Below are 18,147 nucleotides of genomic sequence, written 5' to 3'. Positions count from 1 at the left end.
GCCTTTGCATTTCTAGGACAGCTGTGGACGCACGCGCACCTGAGAACGCAGACTCAATGTGCTGCGCAGATCGTCATAGATGGGCGAAAGCCTCTCATCAACCCAAAGTCTGACAACAAGTGCATATGACTGCTTGACACTTGCGGCGTGCCATCTGTTCCTGTTCCGTACAGCGACTACGAACTCGGAGGAATACTGCTCCAAGTAAGGAAGACTACGCGTCCAGGTCCGCGAACCGAGCTGATTTGCGCCAGCCGAGCGAATGGGGACACTAGGCGTCAAGTCAACCTTGTTTCGACCCGGAATATCTGATTTCTTAACCGCTTGGCCGCCAGTGAGGACAGCCCCATCCTCCATGAAGAGAGCGAGGACCTTCTCAGCTGACAATCCTCGCACCACTTCAAACTGCATCCGACTGGCCATGTAGTCAATCCGCCGCGCCCGAACTGGGGGATCATAGCTAAGAGAAACCGAAATTCCTCGCGTAAGACTCCGAGCCTCATAAAAGGTTGATGGAATCGGCACAGTATAAATGTGCACCCCGTCGATTGGAATCTCTTCTTCACAATACATGAGGACATCATGCGACGAGCTCCACGTGGCACGAGAGGGATTAATCTCCCCATACCCGCGCAGCTTGAGATTTCGAACGACACGCTGTCCTGCTGTTGTTCCTTGGGGTTCCGGAATGTCTAGCTTCCGAGCTTCGGCTCCCTGAAGCAAGAGAGCGCGGATTAGGTTAGCTGACGACTCGGGGTATTGGCCCTGAACTTCCGCAGCTGCACGCGCCACCAACGGGGCAGCGAAGCTTGAACCAAAATCATGCGTAACCACACCGGTGGCATCCGGGCGGCCATCAGCGACGAGGACCTTTAGCTCATCGCGCTCGACGAGCCCCAATACGGGATGCTGAGCCACGGTGCCGGCAGATGCAACCAACTCGGGCTTCACTGCACCATCAATTCCAGGACCAACCCGTGACATTGGAGAAGGCCAGCCAGCCTGCCCCAATGGCGTGTGGCCCACAGGAAGAGCCAGTTCTGTACTAGCAATGCCTCCAACGGTCAGCGCGATAGCTGCTGGCGCTGGGTCCATTAGCCTCGCACTGTCACCATCAATGAGAGCACTCGCATAGTCTTCACTCAGATCCCGATCGAAATCGTCGAGGTAATCACGAGGAAAAACCAGTCCTGTTGGCACTACAAGCACCAGGTTAAGTTCCCGTGCCAGCTCATCCAGAACAGCTGCAAGATTCGGCGCGCGCCCCCCATCGAATACGTTGGCGGGATCTCCAATGCTAAGATTAATAATCCTCACGCCAGCTGCTGCAAGGTATCTGACTGCGTTACTAATCTCAGTAACAGGAAGGCGCCCCGACGGCAACTCATTGTTGCCATCCAAAATCCTGACTGAGAGGATCCTGCATGGCGGAACTTGCCACTCTTTACTGGCCAGCTGTCCCCTGATAGAGCCACGCAAAAGAATGCTAGCTACAGCCGTCCCATGCCCATGTCTGTCAGCGCCATCCGGGATTTCGGAGTCAAGTGAAACCGACTCGACGATACAACCCTTGAGCAAGGGATTTTCGGAAACAACTCCACTGTCGATAATGCCCACAAGTGGGGCATTTTCCGGCGAAGATGGAAGATGGGCAAAACTATCAGCCGAAAGCTCACTCGGGGACGAGTTGGTGGCTAATGCGCCAGCTACCAATTCGACTCGTGCGATGATATCGACATTCAAAAGCTGAGAAATTACTTCTGTGTCAACCCGAGCCCTAAGGACAAGAACCCCGGAAAGGTCACTCGAAAATGAGTCGAGAACCTCGCCGCCGACAGCTTCTAGCGCCTCACGTAGAGCGCGCATCCAGCTAGCTGCCCGATCGGGGTCACCGGGATGCCAGAGGTCAAGGTCAACGACATGGGTTTCTTCGTTCAACCCATTACTGAAAAGATTTTCCAACAGCCGCCCCTGTCGGTCAGTTCGATCATAGGGGCGGATTTGCATGATGCTATCAAAAAAGGAAAAGTAGGCCGGATTCTTCTTGCCTTCTTCTTCTCCTCTTCCGTATTTTTCAAGCCGTTCGAGAAATAGCGTCAGCTCACTATCATCGCTGAACGCGACAACCCTCTTCCCCTGACCGTTGTCTACGATTCGAAGGCCAGCGCGAGCCCAGTTCTTCTCATCCTCGCTATCAATTCCAACCTGCGAGGACGCAATCTCGACCACCATCACGAGGTGTGGCTCGATTCCAAGGGCTGGCTCGCGCTGGGAGACTGCTTCGATGATAAATTCAGCATCCCTGCTGAGCGCTTCGGCATGCTCTTCAGCGCTAGCATGGTGGCGCTTCCCGCCTCCGCCACCTGGTGTGCGCTTCCGTTCGCCGTCTACAGCGACGCGCCCAAGTGGCAGGTGCACAAGCTCGGTGGGGAAAAGCCCGGGAAGAATGCTCAATTTTCTTGCTCTCCAGCATCTCTCAAGCGACGACGGCGGGAGTGTGCAGAGCTAAGAATATCATCCGTTGCTACGAATGTCCGACCTTCGAGTACAACCTTGCGCATAGCATCTTGGCAGACCATTTCGATCTGGGCATGACTCATGCCAGAGAGGCTTCGTGCGACATTTGTTCGATTTATCTTGACCTGCATCCTTCTGAGCTTAATTGACAGAAGGGCCTCGATCTGAGACTGGTTCGGATTCTTGAAGACTGCAATTTCATCGAAGCGTCGCCATACGGCTGAATCAAGCATTGCGGCATGATTAGTTGTCGCTACGATGATATTGCTGCCCTGGTACTCCTCTAGCTCTTGCAGGAGGACGGCAACGACCCGCCGCATTTCTCCGTGGTCAGCGGATTCGCGCTCCGACGCTACAATATCAATCTCATCGAAACTCAAAACCCAGGATCCCTGGGCCGCAAAGTCGAGGATCCTTTGAATATGCTTAGCCGTCTGCCCCAGGTACGAAGATACAAGCGAGGCCAACCGAACTTTAACAATCGGAACACCTAGGCCGTGTGCAATAGCTTCGGCAGCTCTAGTTTTCCCTGTCCCACTTGGGCCGGCCAGTAGGAGCCGACGGCGAGGCTGGAGTCCATGGGAAGCAAGAAGATCAGCGTTGAGGTTCTCTGCGACGAGGTCTACCAGCACTCTCTGCGTTTCAGAAGAGAACACGAGATCTTCCCAGGACGTCCGTGACTGTGAGAGCGATACGAGCGGAACGTCATCGTCACTAGTCGGAAGCGGCTTCATCGTGCTCACGGTGAGCGGCCTCTTCCGTAGTTCTCTCAGTCGAGCTGCGCGCTCAAGGTTGGCAGCGAAATCCTCTGGGTAGCCCAATGCCTCATGCCCACTCAATGCCGCCATCAAGGACTCTTGAACGTGTCGGCTAGGTAGGTCAGGACGCGCAAGCCTGTCGCCTTGCTCCCTCGTGGCCACGCGTCCTCCTCCATCTCGACGTTAGCCAGGCATACCTCACCTCCTGTATCATACCCCATCCGACCATCTGTTAAGCCAGTTTCGTCGAGGCAACACGCTTCAGGGGGTGTAGTGGCGACTCCAGGTTCGTCCCTTCCATATGATTGCTCTGACTGCCCAGATCTTGGCCGTGCCATTATTTCTTCATTTTCCAAAACTAAGGGCAATGAAGGAAAGGTGCTAATTCTCACCGGCAATTGCCCTAGATGCAGTCACCATTTCACAATTTCCCTTAACGTTGCAGCCCAGGAGATGATTCCAGGGAGCACCCTCGTGGGGCAAACAGCAACCGGCGGCAATGGCGGTGTGACAGGCCGCCCTCAGGAACACGTAGTAAATTGCCGCTGCGTTTCAGAGCATGAGGGCCAAAAGGGCGATGAAGTCGGCTGCGGCGCTGTTACTCGGATTAGGCTGAGGGGATAGCTATGGGATCCAAGGACGCTCCGCCGCCAGATGTCGACCTATCATCCGTTCCAGCGAATTCCATCACAATTGAGCTTTCAGATCTGCCGGCGTCCGCCGAGGATCTGCGGTGGGAAAAGATCGCTGAGTCTGAGCGGATCCAGGCCCTACCAGGGGTGCGCAGGGCGGCCGAGAAGTGGGGTGCTACAACCCTCGTAATTACCGGCCTCCTTGCAACAGTGACTACTGTTAGGGGGGCTGCTGACCTTGGCTCACTTCGGGACTTCTGGCCTGGCCAAATTCTCGCCGGGGTGTTCTCCGCGCTTTCGCTCATTGCGGCGCTGGCGAGCGTTACTCTTGCAGCCTTGGCTGCACAGGGCACACCTATCAGGATGGTTGCTAGTGGTCCCAGGTTGAAAGAAGCCTCGTTGTACGAGGCGGGCAGGGCCAGCCAGCGCCTTAGGCTGAGTAGGAGGTGGGCTCTCGCCATTCTCCCGCTTTTTATGATCGGAATGGGGATCCTGGCCTACTCCCCAAAGGAATCAGCTGAACCTCCGGCAGTGCAGATCACGGACTCGAACGGCATCAAGCGATGTGGAACGCAGGTAAAGTCTAGCGGTTCTTCATTTGTCTTGGTGAACAACGATGGGGCTTCCGTGGAAATTCCGCAGTCCAGCGTTCGTGACATTGCTGCGGTTAAGACATGCAAGCCCAGCGCCCCGGCAGCGAAGTAGCGGGCACATCGGGCACACCCGCACCGTCGGGATCCCACCCGACAGAGCACGAGGTCCACAGGCGAGTGTCTATCTGCGCTACAACAGCCCCGTACTCCGGCAGACAGCCCCGGACGCTAGGAAACGGTGTGTGCGGGTCAGAGGTCGTCTGATACCTAGCGGAGAACACGTCCAGGTTGCTTCGGGACGAGGGGCCCGGTCATCATGATCCGGACCAGTGGCGGACCATGGTCGGTGGGCCGCACGTCGGCAGCAGCTCAACGGTAGTTTGGTCAGCGGCCTGTAAATCTGTCGATGTTGCTGGGCAGGCGAGGCGTGCCAGATCGGGTGGTACGTGTGGGCTGTGGAACATGCGTGGAACGCCAGCGGGCTCCGGCCAGCGATGCGCAGGTGAGCGGCAACATCCGCGATGTTCTTGAAAACTGTCGTGGCGTAACCCGTCACCGTGGGTTCAAATCCCACACTCTCCGCCGGAGCACGGCCCCCGACCAGTCCTGCTGGTCGGGGGCCGTCGGCGTTTTACGGGGGAGTTGACGCAGTCGGGGTGGGCTGATGGTGGGTCAGGGGGCGGGCGGGGAGAGTTGGTTGGTAGGCCATGCCCGCCGTCCGGAGAGGACCGACCACGTGATGGAGACCCGGGGACCGAGCAGGGGCGGGTACGTGCTGGTGGAGGCGGGCACCGGGGTGCCGGAGGTGGTGTTGCTGGCGGCCGGGGGTGAGCTGGGGGTGGCGCTGCGGGCCCGGGAGATCCTGGAGGGTGACGCGATCGCCACTCGGGTGGTGGTGATGGTGTGTGCGGAGCGGTTCGAGCGGCAGCCCGCTGCCTACCGGGATGCCGTGCTGCCGAGGGGAGTTGTGGTCCGGGTGTCGGTGGACGCGGGGGCCGTGCTCGGCTGGCACGCTTTGGCCGGTGAGGCCGGGGTGGCGGTCGGGCTTGACCGGTCCGGACTGTCCGCGCCGTACCGGACGCTGTACGAACAGCTCGGCTTCACCCCCGAGCGGATCGCCGCCCAGGCCCGCCGCAGTCTGGCGAAGGCCAGGGAACGGGCCGCCTGACCCGCAGTCACTCAGCTCCACACAGCGCCGTCCGGTAGGCCCGGGCGGCGCTTCGTCGTGCCCGGGGCTGCCGGGAGCTGCGGCACCGCGTGCCACCCTCGGCCGGGGATCTGACGACGAATCCCCGGGACTATGTCGGAACGGGGCCGGCCGGGAATTCGACCATGATGCGTCGGCTTTTCCGAAAAAACCAAACCGGATGGTATTCAATGACACAGTGCCGGACACCTGACGGAGTTCGAAACACGCCGTTGACCTCGTGGTTTGTCCTGCCCAGACTCAAGAAAGGTTGCCCTCCGCACCGGTTCAGGAACACAGCGGCGGTATTCGCAGCCGCACTTTCCGGGCAGCTGAGGAATTAACGACCACGGAGGTTCTGAGTGAGTAGCGACGTCATTGCGGCACGGTCGGCCGAGTCCGGTCCGCCGTTGTCGGAGAGCGAACTCGACTACTGGAAGTCGCTCCCGGCCCAGCAGCAGCCCTCCTGGCCGGACCGCGGGCAGCTGGCCGAGGCCACCGGCGAACTGGCCGACCGGCCGGGGCTGGTGAGCTTCGCCGAGCTGATCGAGCTGCGCGCCCTGCTCGCCGAGGTGGCGGCCGGCCGGCTCCAGGTGGTCCAGGCCGGGGACTGCGCCGAGGACCCGGCCGAGTGCGAGCCGGGCTACGTGGCCCGCAAGGTCGGTCTGCTGGACGCGCTGGCCGGGGTGGTGTCGATGAACACCCTGCGTCCGGTGGTCCGGATCGGCCGGCTGGCCGGGCAGTTCGGCAAGCCGCGGTCCCGTCCGACCGAGAGCGTCAACGGGGTCGAACTCCCGGTCTACCGGGGGCACCTGGTGAACAGCCCGGAGCCCGACCCGGAGCTGCGCCGCCCGGACCCGGGCCGGCTGCTGAGCGGCTACGACGCGGCGGCGACCGCGTTCGCCGCGCTCCGGGCCCGCTCGGCGGCCGGTCTGCCGGCCGCCGGGGCCCCGGTGTGGACCAGCCACGAGGCACTGCTGCTCGACTACGAGGTGCCGCTGCTCCGCCGCACCGACCAGGGCCGGGTCTACCTGGCCTCCACCCACCTGCCCTGGATCGGCGACCGGACCCGCCAGTTGGACGGTGCCCATGTGGCGCTGCTCGCCACGGTGGCCAACCCGGTGGCCTGCAAGGTCGGCCCGGACCTGAGCGTCGCGGACCTGCTGACACTCTGCGCGCGGCTCGACCCGAGCCGCGAGCCCGGCCGGCTCACCCTGATCGCCCGGATGGGCGCCGACCTGGTCGAGGACCGGCTGCCCGCGCTGGCCGCGGCGGTCAAGGCGGCGGGTCACCCGGTGGTCTGGCTGACCGACCCGATGCACGGCAACACGGTGAACGGGCCCGGCGGTCTGAAGACCCGGCTGGTCGAGACGGTGGTGCAGGAGGTGCGCCGGTTCCAGCTCGCCCTGCTGAGCGTCGGCGCGGTGCCGGGCGGTCTGCACCTGGAGGCAACGCCGGATCAGGTCACCGAATGCGCCTCGGGCGACCGGCAGTTGGCGCACATCGGGGACAAGTACACGAGCTTCTGCGACCCCCGGCTCAACCCGGGGCAGGCACTTGAGGTCGCGGCGGCCTGGCGGGGCTGAACGGCTCTGCGGATCAGTCATTACCGGCCGGCAGCGGTCGATCATCCTCGGGCTTTGGGGTCGCTATGAGTGTCCATGGAATGGAAAACAGGGTCGCGCTGGTCACCGGTGCGGCCGGCGGAATCGGCGGGGCCGTGGTGCGCGCGCTCTCCGAACGTGGCGTCACGGTGGCCCTGGTCGACCGGGACGGGGACCGCCTGACGGCGCTCGCCAAGGAACTGCGCAACGCGGGCGGCCGGGCCGAGGCGTTCCCGGCCGACGTGACGGACAGCGCCGAGGTGGAGGCCGTGGTCGGGGCCGTCGAGCAGCAGCTCGGCGGTATCGACTACCTGGTCAACGGCGCCGGGGTGCTCCGGCTCGGCGCCGCCAAGGACCTGACCGACCAGGACTGGGCCGCCACCTTCGCGGTGAACACCACCGGGGTCTTCTTCATCTCCCGGGCGGTGGTCAACCGGATGGTGGCCGGCGGCCGACGGGGCGCGATCGTCACGGTGGCGTCCAACGCGGCCGGCACCGCCCGGGTCGACATGTCGGCATATGCGGCCTCCAAGGCGGCGGCCACCATGTTCACCAAGTGCCTCGGCCTCGAGGTGTCGAAGTTCGGCATCCGCTGCAACGTGGTGGCGCCGGGCTCGACCGACACCCCGATGCTGTCCGCGCTCTGGGAGGACGACAGCGCCGCCCAGGCCTCCATCGACGGGGTGGCCTCGGCCTACCGGGTCGGCATCCCGCTCGGCCGGATCGCCCAGCCGTCGCACATCGCGGACGCGGTGCTGTTCCTGCTCTCGGACCAGGCCGCCCACATCACCATGCACGACCTCACCGTGGACGGCGGTGCGGCCCTCGGCCACTGAGCCGGCCCGCCCGTCCTGCCGCCGGCCCGACCACCCCGACCCCGGCCCGGGCGCCCCACCCCCGGCCGACCCCGGCGGCGGGCTGCCCCACCAGCCCGTCGCCCCGCGCGCCGCCCGTCGGTCAACGCAGCCGCCAACTCCAAGCGGTGCCAAGAGACTTGAGAGGACGCCGGGATGGCCATCCCGACCATCAGCCCGTACCCGATGCCGCAACAGGGCGACCTGCCCGAGAACACCGCCCGGTGGACGGTCGATCCGCAGCGGGCCGTGCTGCTGATCCACGACATGCAGCGGTACTTCCTCAGGCCCTTCCCGGCGGGCGAGTCCCCGTTCACCGAGCTGGTGGCCAACGTGACGCTGCTCCGGGAGCGCGCCGCCGAGCTGGCGATCCCGGTCGCGTACACCGCGCAGCCGGGGGGCATGACCTCCGAACAGCGCGGCCTGCTGGCCGACTTCTGGGGCCCGGGGATGAATCCCTCGGCGGCGGACCGGGAGGTGGTCGAGCCGATCGGGCCGGGGCCGGGCGACCTGGTGCTGACCAAGTGGCGCTACAGCGCGTTCCACCGCACCCCGTTGCTGGAGTCGCTGCGCGAGCAGGGCCGGGACCAGCTGATCGTCTGTGGGGTGTACGCCCATGTCGGGGTGCTGGCCAGCGCCTTGGACGCCTACAGCCACGACGTCCAGCCCTTCCTGGTCGGTGACGCGGTCGCCGACTTCACCCTGGAGTACCACCGCCTGGCGCTGAGCTGGGTGGCCGAGCGGTGCGGGATGGCGGTCAGCACCAAGGCCGTGCTCGCCGACCTCGGCTGAGCCTGATCCGCGTACGAGTCGACAACCAGCCTTCAAGGAGCGGGACATGACGGACAGTCCGGTGGGTGAGGCGCTGCTGAGCCGGATCCTGACCGGGCGGCAGCCCGAGTTCGCGCTGCTGTACCGCCCGGTGAGCGGTTCGCCGGACCGGGTGGACGTGCTCGGCGGCACGGTGACCGAGCTGTCCCGGCTGGCCGACCTCCCGCTGGCGGCCGGCCGCCCGGCCACCGGCCGGGCGGAGCACGAGGTGCTCGCGGTGGTCCCGTACCGGCAGATCGCCGAGCGCGGCTTCGCGGTCGCCGACGACGGCGCCCCGCTGCTCGCCCTCGGCGTGGCCGAGCAGGACTCGGTGCCGCTGGCCGAGCTGCTCGGCCAACTGCCGGATCTGGAAATCGAGTTGACTGAGGGCCGGTACGACGTCGACGACCGGGCGTACGCCGAGGTGGTGCGCCGGGTGCTGGCCAACGAGATCGGCACCGGCGAGGGCGCCAACTTCGTGATCCGCCGGGCCTTCGTGGCGGACATCTCCGACTACGCCCCGGCCGCCGCGCTGACCTTCTTCCGCCGGTTGCTGGAGCGGGAGCGCGGCGCGTACTGGACCTTCGTCATCCGCACCGGGGTGCGGACCTTCGTCGGGGCCACCCCCGAGCGGCACCTCAGCCTCTCCGGCGGGATCGCGGTGATGAACCCGATCAGCGGCACCTACCGCTACCCCGCGACCGGGCCGACACTGACCGGGGTGCTGTCCTTCCTGGCCGACGCCAAGGAGGCCGACGAGCTCTACATGGTGGTGGACGAGGAACTCAAGATGATGGCCCGGATCACCGAGGCGGGCGGCCGGGTGACCGGCCCGCACCTGCTGGAGATGGCCAGGCTCGCGCACACCCAGTACTTCATCGAGGGGGAGACCTCCCGCGACCCGCGCGAGATCCTCCGCGAGACGCTGTTCGCGCCGACCGTCACCGGCAGCCCGCTGGAGAGCGCGGCCAAGGTGATCCGCCGGTACGAGCCGCGCGGCCGGGGCTACTACAGCGGGGTGGCCGCGCTGATCGGCCGGGACGCCGAGGGCGGCCGGACGATGGACTCCTCGATCCTGATCCGGACGGCCGACATCTCCGCGACCGGCCGGCTGACCATCGGGGTGGGGGCCACCCTGGTCCGGGACTCCGACCCGGAGTCGGAGGTGGCCGAGACGGCGGCCAAGGTGGCCGGCCTGCTGACCGCGCTCGGCACGCGTCGGCGGACCCCGGATCGGACCGCCGCGCCAGCGGAGTTCGCGGCCCACCCGGCGGTGCTCGACGCGCTGCGGGAGCGCAACGTCGGGCTGGCCCCGTTCTGGCTGACCGCCGCCGGGGAACGCGGCCACCCGGTGCCCGAACTGATCGGCCGTCGGGTGCTGGTGCTGGACGCCGAGGACACCTTCACCGCGATGTGGGACCACCAGTTGCGGGCCCTCGGCCTCGCGGTGACGGTCCGGCGGTTCGACCAGGAGTACAGCGTCGAGGGCTACGACCTGGTGCTGCTCGGCCCCGGCCCCGGCGACCCGCAGGACTCGGACCACCCGAAGATCGCCCACCTGGAGCGTGCGATCCGCCAACTCCTGTCCACCGGACGGCCGTTCCTGGCGGTCTGCCTCAGCCACCAGGTGCTCTGCCGGGTGCTCGGCTTCGACCTGGTCCGCCGGGACCGGCCGAACCAGGGGGTGGCCAGGACCATCGACCTGTTCGGCCGGGCCGAACGGGTCGGCTTCTACAACACCTTCGCCGGCCGGGCGGACCGGGACGTGGTCGAACTCCCGGTCGGCACCGTCGAGGTGAGCCGGGACCCGGCGACCGGGCAGGTCCACGCCCTGCGCGGCCCGGGCTTCCGGTCGGTGCAGTTCCACCCGGAGTCGGTGCTCAGCCGGGACGGGCTGCGCGTCATCACCGGCATGCTGCTCGCCCTGCCGGTCGGCCGGCGCCCCGCCCTGGCCGGGCTCGGCGCACCGTCCGGTCGCTGAACCAGCGCCCCCGCACGCCCCGTTGTCGGCCCTCGAGTTCACTGGGACCTGAAATGAGCAGTCCGGTCGTCGTGTTGATCGGCCCACCCGGAGCGGGCAAGAGTCACATCGGGCGGGCCCTCGCCGGGTACCTCGGGGTCCTGTTCCGGGACACCGACTCCGACATCGAGCGCGCGGCCGGGTGCGGGATCGGGCAGATCCTGGAGCGGGAGGGCGAGGCGCACTTCCGGGTCCGCGAACGCAAGGCGGTGCACCGGGCGCTGGCCGGACACCCCGGGGTGCTCGCGCTCGGCGGCGGAGCGGTGCTGGAGGAGTCCACCCAGCGGCTGCTCCGGCAGCACCGGGTGGTCCATCTGGCGGTGTCCCCGCAGCAGTTGGCGGCCCGGATCGGTACGGCCGCGACCCGGCCGCTGCTCGCCGACGACCCCGAGGGCCGGCTGCGTACGCTGCTCGCGGTGCGGAACCCGATCTACCGCCGGCTGGCCACCTGGACCGTCCCGGCCGGTGGCCGGAGCCACCTGGTGGTGGCCCGGATCGTCACCCTGCTGGCCGACCGGCCCGCTCCCCGGGGGCCGGCCGAGGCCGGCCCACCCGGGAGACCGGGCGGGTCAGGCGCGGCGGCGCACCGAGGCGCGGGCGATCCGCTCGGGCGTGAGGTGGGCGGTGGTTCTCGCCGAGCCGCCGAGCTCAAGCGAGCGGATCAGCTCCGGCTTCACCAGCCCGGGCACCAGCATGGCCCACCAGCCGGCCACCCGCTCCAGCAGGTCGGCCCGGCCGGTCAGCACCTGTGAGGTGAGCTGGATGCCGGTGAACGAGGAGGTGATGGTCGGCGCGGCCACCGCGATCTCCACCCCCGGCAGCAGGTCCTCCTGCGCGGCCAGCAGCAGGTCCCGGACCAGGTTGATGTTCACCTCCCAGGCCTCGATCTGCGGCTTGTCGAAGGCGCCGTGCTCGATCACCAGACGGACGGTGGCCCGGATGATCGGGTCGTTCTGCAGCGCGCGCGCGTACGCGATGGTCAGGTCGATGACGCTCTGGAAGCTGCCGCTCGCCAGGTCGAGCTCCTCGAGCCAGGGTGACTGCGCTTCGGTGACCGCGAGAGCCAGTTCCTCCTTCGAGGCGAAGTGGAAGTACACCGCGCCCTTGGTGAGACCCGCGACGGTCAGGATCTCGGCCATCGTGGCCGCCGCGTACCCCCGCTTGGCGAAGACCTGGGCAGCAGCGTTCAGGATCTGCTGCCGGGTGTGTACTGCGCGTGCCTGCTGAGCCATCGTTCTCCTGTTTCTTGGTGCGCACCCTCACACTACAAACCGACCGGATGGTACTCTATCGTTGCCTGGAGCGAGGGCGCACCAGGGCTTGGCGCGATGAGTGGCCGAGGAGGGCGAGGCTTCTGTCTGGTCGATCCACGTGCTTCGCATGCGACTTGCCCGGGCGGCCCGTCCCGGGGCCGCTGCCGACCGACTGCGTCTGAACCTACGACTGAGTCGATCGACGACTGCTGCCAAAGCCTATCCTGGCGCGGCAGCGTGCACGATGAATGGCTACGGAGCAGGTTTCGTTTTGAGCCTCGCGTCCTCCGTAGGTTCCGCGACGTTCGCACGCACCGAGGTTACCCGGCGGTTCGGACAGCATCCGACCGCCGTCACGAGTCCGCCTCCCCATTGGGTGGCCGACTCAATACCCATCCCTGGGGGAGATTGCACATGGGGTCAGTGCTGTCGGAAATCGGATGCCTGCCGCAGTCGGCAGGAACGGACCAAATGGATCCGGAGCTCCACGAGCAGACTGTGCCGCGGCGTTTTGTACACCGGGCCTCGATATCCGAGGTCATGCTCACCGGGTGGCGGAAGACCGGCGCGGACCGGTTTCTGCTGGGGGCCCAGTGGCCGCGGACACACAGTTTCTACCGGCCCGTCGCAGGATGCTATGACCCGCTGTTGCTGGCCGAGACGATCAGGCAGTCCGCCATGCTGATCTCCCACGCCGGGTACGGAGTTCCGACGGACTACCCGTTCCTGCTCTGGAGCCTGTCGTACCGGGCCGAGCCGACCGCCATGGTGGTCGGCCAGACCCCGGCCAATCTGACGATCAGTGCGACCTGCCAGGACATCCGGTTCCGCCGGGGAATCATGGCCGGAATGCAGTACGAGACGGTCGTCCACCGTGGTGCCACCCGGCTGGGGGTGGGGACCTTAAGGATGGACTGCATGGCCCCCGACACCTATGCCCGGCTCCGCGCGCCCCAGCTGTCCCAGCGCTTCCCCGACCTGGTGCCGCCGCAGGGCGAGTACCAGGAGGACAAGGCCAACTCGGTGCTGGTGCCGACCGGCGAGTGGTACACCTGGCGGCTGCAGGCCGACCGCCGGCACCCGGTGCTGTTCGACCACCCGGTCGACCACGTGCCGGGCATGGTCATCGTCGAGGCGATGCGGCAGGCGGCCAACAGCGTCGCCGGGGCGGCCGCGGTGGCTCCGTTCGAGATGGACACCAATTTCGTCCGCTACGCGGAACTCGACCTGCCGGTCATCGTCAAGGCATTCCCCGGGCCGATCGGCCCGAACGGTGAAATGAGCGTCCGGATCACCGTGGAGCAGGACGGGGTGTCGGTGGCCACCGGCCAGTTGATGACCCGGCAGATCATGCGGGAGGAATCCCGGGAGGAATCCCTGCTCGTCCGGAAGGCCGGCTGACGATGGAACTGCCGAAAGGCATTCTGCTCACCGGCGGCACCGGATTCATCGGAAGCCGGGTGCTCGGACTGCTCACCGCCGGAGCGACCCCGGAGAATCCGGTCAGAGTGCTGACGAACCGCCGGTCGCTGCCCGCGGCCGAATTCGGCACCGTTCAGCCTTTCCACGGGAATCTCGCCGACGCCGCCTCCCTGTACGGCGCCTGCGAAGGTGTGGACACGCTCGTCCATCTCGCGTCCCAGATCGGTGGTGACCCGGACTCGCTGCGGAGGGTGAACGAACTCGGCACCAAGGCGCTGCTCGCCGAAGCCGCCAGGGCCGGGGTCGGGCGGGTGCTGCTGCTCAGCACCACGGCGGTCTACCAGGACGGCGTGCACCAGGATCTGACGGAGTATCAGCCCGATCTGGTGCCTTCCTCGGAGACCAGCAGGACCAGGCTGGCGGCCGAGCGCGCGGTCCTCGCGGCGGGGGGTGTGGTGATCAGGCCGCACCTGGTCTACGGGAGGGGGGACACCTGGGTGATCCCCGCGCTGGTGGAGCTGCTGGACCGGATCCCGCACTGGATCGACGGTGGGCGGGCGCGGATGTCCGCCATCGCGGTGGAGGACCTGGCCCGGCCGATCGCGGCGCTGGCCCGGCAGCCCTGGGGGCCGGTGCCGGGCGGCCGGATCTACCACGCCAGCCACCCGGAGCCGGTCGCCGTCCGGGAGTTGGCGACCCTGGTCTGCGCCGCCCTGGGGCGGCCGCTGCCCTCGGGCGAGATCAGTGTGGCGGAGGCCCGACGGCTGCTGGAGGGCGTCGGGTCGGCTCCGTGGGGACGGCGGCTGTCCCTGCTGGCGGTCGAGCACCGCTACCGGAGCGACCGGCTCTGGCGGCGGACCGGCTGTGACCCGGGCCCGGGCCTGGCGGCCCGGTTCCCGGCTCACGTCCCGTGGTACCGCGAACTGCTGCCGCCCTCGGGCGTGTCGGCCAGCATGGCCGGATGACCGGGAGCGACAGCGCGGCCGGCCTCGATCCGAGGCCGGCCGTCCGGCGTTCCGGGCGCGTCCTGGCCGACCAGGACGACCGGTACGGCCTGCGGCGGCCGGCCCACCGGGAGCTTCGGCTCCCGGTGGGCCGGCGGCTCGCCGGTCGGGTGCGCCCGGCCCGGCGCGGGCAGGGCGGCCCGCTCGTGCTCGACCGGTGTGGTGCGCAGCCCGGCCAGCCGCTCCTGGGTGATCAGGGCGGGCAGCAGGGCCTGCCAGAGCAGCGAGATCATCCGGGGGCTGAGCCAGTCCGGGTCCCGCCGGGCCAGCGTCTCCACCCCGGCGCCGGCCGCCGCCAGCAGGGCCGCGCTCTCGGCCGTGCTGACCTCGGGCCGCAGACCCTCGCGGGCCGCCGCCCGGCTCAGCAGCCGGTCGATCATCAGCGCCCAGCCCGGGTACGGGTTGGGTCGCAGGCTCTCGGCCAGCGCGCCGTCCTCGGTGAGCCGGAGGCCGGCCCGGAACACCACGTCCTCGGCCAGCCTCCTGGCCAGGCCGTGGCTCAGGTCGATCAGGTACTGCAGGGGGCAGTCGCTGGAGTGCCGGGCGGAGCGGATCGCCTCGCGCAGCCCGTCCCGGGACGCGGCCATCACGGCCTCGGCGAGCTGCTCCTTGGAACCGAAGTGGAAGTACAGCGCGCCCTTGGAGATGCCGGTGGGCCGGATCACGTCGTTCAGGCCCGTCATGGCGAAGCCCGCCTGGTCGAAGGAGGCCGAGGCGGCCGCGATGAGTAGTCGGCGGGTGCGCTGCGCCCGTTCCTGACGGGGCATCAAGGGTCTCCCTCGGGGAGTCGGTCGCCGACCGGCCCCTGCGGGCGGTCCGGGCGACAGTTCAAGTGGTTGTATCGCATCGTAACAAACCAACTGGGCGGTATCTAGTATGCTGCATCAGGTCGGGACCGCCCGGACGTTGTGGTCCGACCGAGGTCGTGCCAAGATGACGAAGTAGATGAAACCAACCAGTCGGTTCTGTATCGTATCCATCACCAGCACCTCGCATCTGGCTCATCGTCGCCATCCGGCGCTCGGAGCCCGCCAGGTTCGCGACCGCAGAAGAGGGGACGGGGGCTGTGGAAGGTGTAAGCGACAAGAACGTTCCTGAGCACATCTGGGGAGATGTGGCGGATGACTTCGTCACGGAGTTCTCCCGCCGGATGCTCGCCTCGCTGAAGCGCCGTGACCAGCGCGCCAGGGGCGAGTGGTACATCTCCGGGCTGCTCTCGGTGCAGGGCCGCAAGTCGATGCGGGCGTTGGCGGCGGTGGCCGGCTACGGCGCCGCCGAGCAGAGCCTGCACCACTTCATCAGCGACTCCTCCTGGCGCTGGGGCCCGGTCCGCCAGGCGCTCGGCAAGCACCTGGACCGGGTGCTGCTGCCGCAGGCCTGGGTGCTCAACTCGATGGCGATCCCGAAGGCCGGCGAGCACTCGGTCGGCGTCGAGGAGTCCTTCCGTACCGAGCTCGGCCGGGTGGTCAACAGCCAGCAGGCGTACGGGGTCTGGCTCGCCAGCGAGGACATGAGCGCGCCGGTGAACTGGGGGCTGGTGCTCCCGGCGGACTGGCTGGCCAACGAGGAGCGCCGCAAGCGCGCCAAGATCCCGGACGAAGTCTCGGCCACCACACCGGAGTTGTGCGCGGTGAACAGCGTGGTCGAGCTGGCCGGGCCGGACTGGGGGCTGCGCCGCCGCCCGGCCGTGCTGGACGCGCGGGAGCTCGACGCGACGGTCCTGGTCGAGGAGTTCTGCCGCCGCAACGTCCCGTTCGTGATGCGGGTGAGCGGTTCGACCCGGCTGGTCGGCTTCGACGGCAGCCTGCCCGGGCGGGGCGAACGGGTCTTCCAGGCCCAGCAGTTGATCGAATGGGCGAAACGGTTCTCCCGTCCGGTCGGCTGGGTGGACCCGGAGTACTCGATCACCAGGTCGATACTCGTCAGCGGGACCAGGGTCACCATGCCGACGATCCGTCGGCCCGGTACCGTGGCCGCGCCGGAGCGGGCCCTGGCCCTGGTCGGTGGCTGGTCGGGCGCCAAGGGACGGCCCGCCGAGCTCTGGCTCTCCAACCTGGTGGACGTGCCGCCGGTGGCCCTGCTCCGGCTGGGCCGGCTCACCCGGCGGGTGGCCAAGGACTTCGGCGAGGTCAGTGGTCGGGTCGGGATGCGGGACTTCGAGGGCCGCTCGTACGCCGGCTGGCACCGGCACGCGACGCTCTGCTCGGTGGCGCACGCGATCTCGGTGCTCTCCACCGCGCGTCGGCAGGGTTTCGACAAGTCCCAGGAGCTGTCGGCCTGATGGCGGCGGGGGCGGCGGACGTGCGGGGGCGGCGGTCCGGGGCAGACCCTGGCCGGCGGCCGCCGCGCCGGGGTGCGGCCGAGCGGTCAGTCCGCCCGGTGCAGCAGTTCGGCCTGGCCGGCCCGGCGCATCGCCTGGATCGGGACGTCGCTCCGGCCGGTCATCAACTCCAGCTGTCTGGCGGCCTGGTGGACCGCGAAGGACAGGCCGTCGACCACGGTGGAGCCGGCGAAACCGGCCGCCTTCACCAGCCGGGTCGGCCAGGCCGAGCTGACCACGTCGAAGACCGCCGCGCGGGAGTGCATCACGGCTGCCGCGAAGGTGTCGGCGGCCCCGGCCGGCAGGGTCGAGACGACCAGCCCGACCCCGGGCAGCAGCTCGTCGAGCTGCCCGAAGGTGTGCACGTCCACCGCGATGCCGAGCCGGCCGGCCGCCGCCGTGGCCTCGGCCGCGCGGCTGCGCTCCCGGACCACCACGGCGGGCTCCAGCACGCCGAGCTCCCGCAGGGCGGCCAGCGCCGAGCAGGCGGTCGAGCCGCCGCCGAGCACCACCGCGGAGCCGGGTGAGGTGACCCCGGCGTCGTGCAGTGCGGTGAGCATCCCGTACACGTCGGTGTTGTCGCCGTGGCTGCGGCCGCGGCGGTAGACCACGGTGTTCGCGCCGCCGACGTCCAGCGCGAGGTCGCTGACCTCGTCGATCAGCGGCAGCACGGCGCGCTTCAGCGGCATGCCCAGGGAGAGCCCGGCCAGGCCGGCGGTGGATCCCGCCAGCACCCCGGGCAGCCCGGTCTCGTCGCACTCGATGCTCTGGTAGCTCCAGTCCAGACCCATCGCGGTGAGGGCGGCGCGGTGCAGGACCGCGGTGAGCGACTGGCCGACCGGGGAGCCGAGTACCGCCGCGCGGCGGGCCGTCTGGCGAGGCGGCACGCTGCTCTCCAGCACGGGTGGCTGTTCGGTGCGCATCGGTGGTGCTCCTTTCGCCAGGGGAACGCCTGCCCGGACCATTGAGTTCCGAATGTCGTCCCCGTTGCCCCCCCACCATAGGTACTCGGTACCCGGAGCGGTTGACCGGGTTGACACAGAGTCACCTTCGCGAACGACCTGACGAAGTCGCCCCCCGAAACCGTCAGAATGGCGGCCCCGGGCCCCGGTCGGGGCCCGGACGATCTCCGCCGCGCGACGCCGGCCTTTCGCCGCCGACGGCGCGGTTCGAA

14 protein-coding genes and 1 pseudogene are annotated in these 18,147 nt (G+C 67.7%); 10 read left to right on the top strand and 5 right to left on the bottom strand.

Going from position 1 to position 18,147, the window contains the following annotated elements:
• Window positions 1–12 precede the first annotated feature (12 nt).
• Window positions 13–2,454 (bottom strand): S8 family peptidase, encoded by a 2,442-nt coding sequence (locus OHV05_RS17205; RefSeq protein ID WP_405018470.1) that lies wholly within the window; start codon window positions 2,452–2,454, stop codon window positions 13–15.
• On the bottom strand, window positions 2,451–3,251 hold the full coding sequence (locus OHV05_RS17200) for an AAA family ATPase (RefSeq protein WP_405021481.1): 801 nt from the start codon (window positions 3,249–3,251) through the stop codon (window positions 2,451–2,453). Before OHV05_RS17200 ends, OHV05_RS17205 begins: the two co-directional genes overlap by 4 nt.
• Window positions 3,252–3,901: 650 nt before the next feature.
• Here OHV05_RS17200 and OHV05_RS17195 point away from each other — a divergent pair.
• From OHV05_RS17195 to OHV05_RS17165, 7 genes and pseudogenes are all read left to right on the top strand, one after another.
• Complete coding sequence (locus OHV05_RS17195) at window positions 3,902–4,612, top strand: hypothetical protein (RefSeq protein ID WP_405018469.1); 711 nt, start codon at window positions 3,902–3,904, stop codon at window positions 4,610–4,612.
• A gap of 627 nt (window positions 4,613–5,239) precedes the next feature.
• Window positions 5,240–5,668, top strand: a complete 429-nt coding sequence (locus OHV05_RS17190; protein WP_405018468.1) for a transketolase-like TK C-terminal-containing protein — start codon at window positions 5,240–5,242, stop codon at window positions 5,666–5,668.
• A gap of 380 nt (window positions 5,669–6,048) precedes the next feature.
• Window positions 6,049–7,272, top strand: a complete 1,224-nt coding sequence (locus OHV05_RS17185; RefSeq protein ID WP_405018467.1) for a 3-deoxy-7-phosphoheptulonate synthase — start codon at window positions 6,049–6,051, stop codon at window positions 7,270–7,272.
• A gap of 80 nt (window positions 7,273–7,352) precedes the next feature.
• Window positions 7,353–8,126 (top strand): 2,3-dihydro-2,3-dihydroxybenzoate dehydrogenase, encoded by a 774-nt coding sequence (locus OHV05_RS17180; protein WP_403037680.1) that lies wholly within the window; start codon window positions 7,353–7,355, stop codon window positions 8,124–8,126.
• Between the two features lie 174 nt (window positions 8,127–8,300).
• Window positions 8,301–8,936, top strand: coding sequence for an isochorismatase family protein (locus tag OHV05_RS17175; protein ID WP_405018466.1), 636 nt, complete (start codon window positions 8,301–8,303; stop codon window positions 8,934–8,936).
• A 46-nt stretch (window positions 8,937–8,982) separates the two neighbouring features.
• The gene (locus OHV05_RS17170) at window positions 8,983–10,935 is read left to right on the top strand and encodes an anthranilate synthase family protein (protein ID WP_405018465.1); all 1,953 of its coding nucleotides are present in this window, start codon (window positions 8,983–8,985) and stop codon (window positions 10,933–10,935) included.
• A 53-nt stretch (window positions 10,936–10,988) separates the two neighbouring features.
• Window positions 10,989–11,465, top strand: a pseudogene (locus OHV05_RS17165) (shikimate kinase); the annotation flags it as partial.
• Window positions 11,466–11,543: 78 nt separating this feature from the next.
• On the opposite strand, the gene OHV05_RS17160 reads toward OHV05_RS17165, so the two are convergent.
• Window positions 11,544–12,206, bottom strand: a complete 663-nt coding sequence (locus OHV05_RS17160) for a ScbR family autoregulator-binding transcription factor (RefSeq protein WP_405018464.1) — start codon at window positions 12,204–12,206, stop codon at window positions 11,544–11,546.
• Window positions 12,207–12,302: 96 nt separating this feature from the next.
• Here OHV05_RS17160 and OHV05_RS17155 point away from each other — a divergent pair, with 96 nt between their 5' ends.
• The gene (locus tag OHV05_RS17155; RefSeq protein ID WP_405018463.1) at window positions 12,303–13,628 is read left to right on the top strand and encodes a ScbA/BarX family gamma-butyrolactone biosynthesis protein; all 1,326 of its coding nucleotides are present in this window, start codon (window positions 12,303–12,305) and stop codon (window positions 13,626–13,628) included.
• Between the two features lie 2 nt (window positions 13,629–13,630).
• Window positions 13,631–14,614, top strand: a complete 984-nt coding sequence (locus tag OHV05_RS17150) for an NAD-dependent epimerase/dehydratase family protein (RefSeq protein WP_405018462.1) — start codon at window positions 13,631–13,633, stop codon at window positions 14,612–14,614.
• On the opposite strand, the gene OHV05_RS17145 is transcribed toward OHV05_RS17150, so the two are convergent.
• Entirely contained in the window at window positions 14,551–15,420 is an 870-nt protein-coding gene (locus OHV05_RS17145; RefSeq protein WP_405018461.1) for a ScbR family autoregulator-binding transcription factor, read from the bottom strand. The two genes, OHV05_RS17150 and OHV05_RS17145, sit on opposite strands and share 64 nt — an antisense overlap.
• A gap of 347 nt (window positions 15,421–15,767) precedes the next feature.
• Here OHV05_RS17145 and OHV05_RS17140 point away from each other — a divergent pair, with 347 nt between their 5' ends.
• Window positions 15,768–16,934 carry an IS701 family transposase gene (locus tag OHV05_RS17140; protein WP_403037700.1) on the top strand — a complete coding sequence of 389 codons (1,167 nt, stop codon included), beginning with the start codon at window positions 15,768–15,770 and terminating at the stop codon, window positions 16,932–16,934.
• 86 nt (window positions 16,935–17,020) lie between these two features.
• On the opposite strand, the gene OHV05_RS17135 is transcribed toward OHV05_RS17140, so the two are convergent.
• On the bottom strand, window positions 17,021–17,896 hold the full coding sequence (locus OHV05_RS17135) for a shikimate dehydrogenase (RefSeq protein ID WP_403037703.1): 876 nt from the start codon (window positions 17,894–17,896) through the stop codon (window positions 17,021–17,023).
• Window positions 17,897–18,147 lie beyond the last annotated feature (251 nt).

Origin of the sequence: Kitasatospora sp. NBC_00070 (assembly GCF_045041205.1) — a bacterium.
GTDB lineage: Bacteria > Actinomycetota > Actinomycetes > Streptomycetales > Streptomycetaceae > Kitasatospora.
This window is presented reverse-complemented; position numbering and strand designations above follow the sequence as displayed.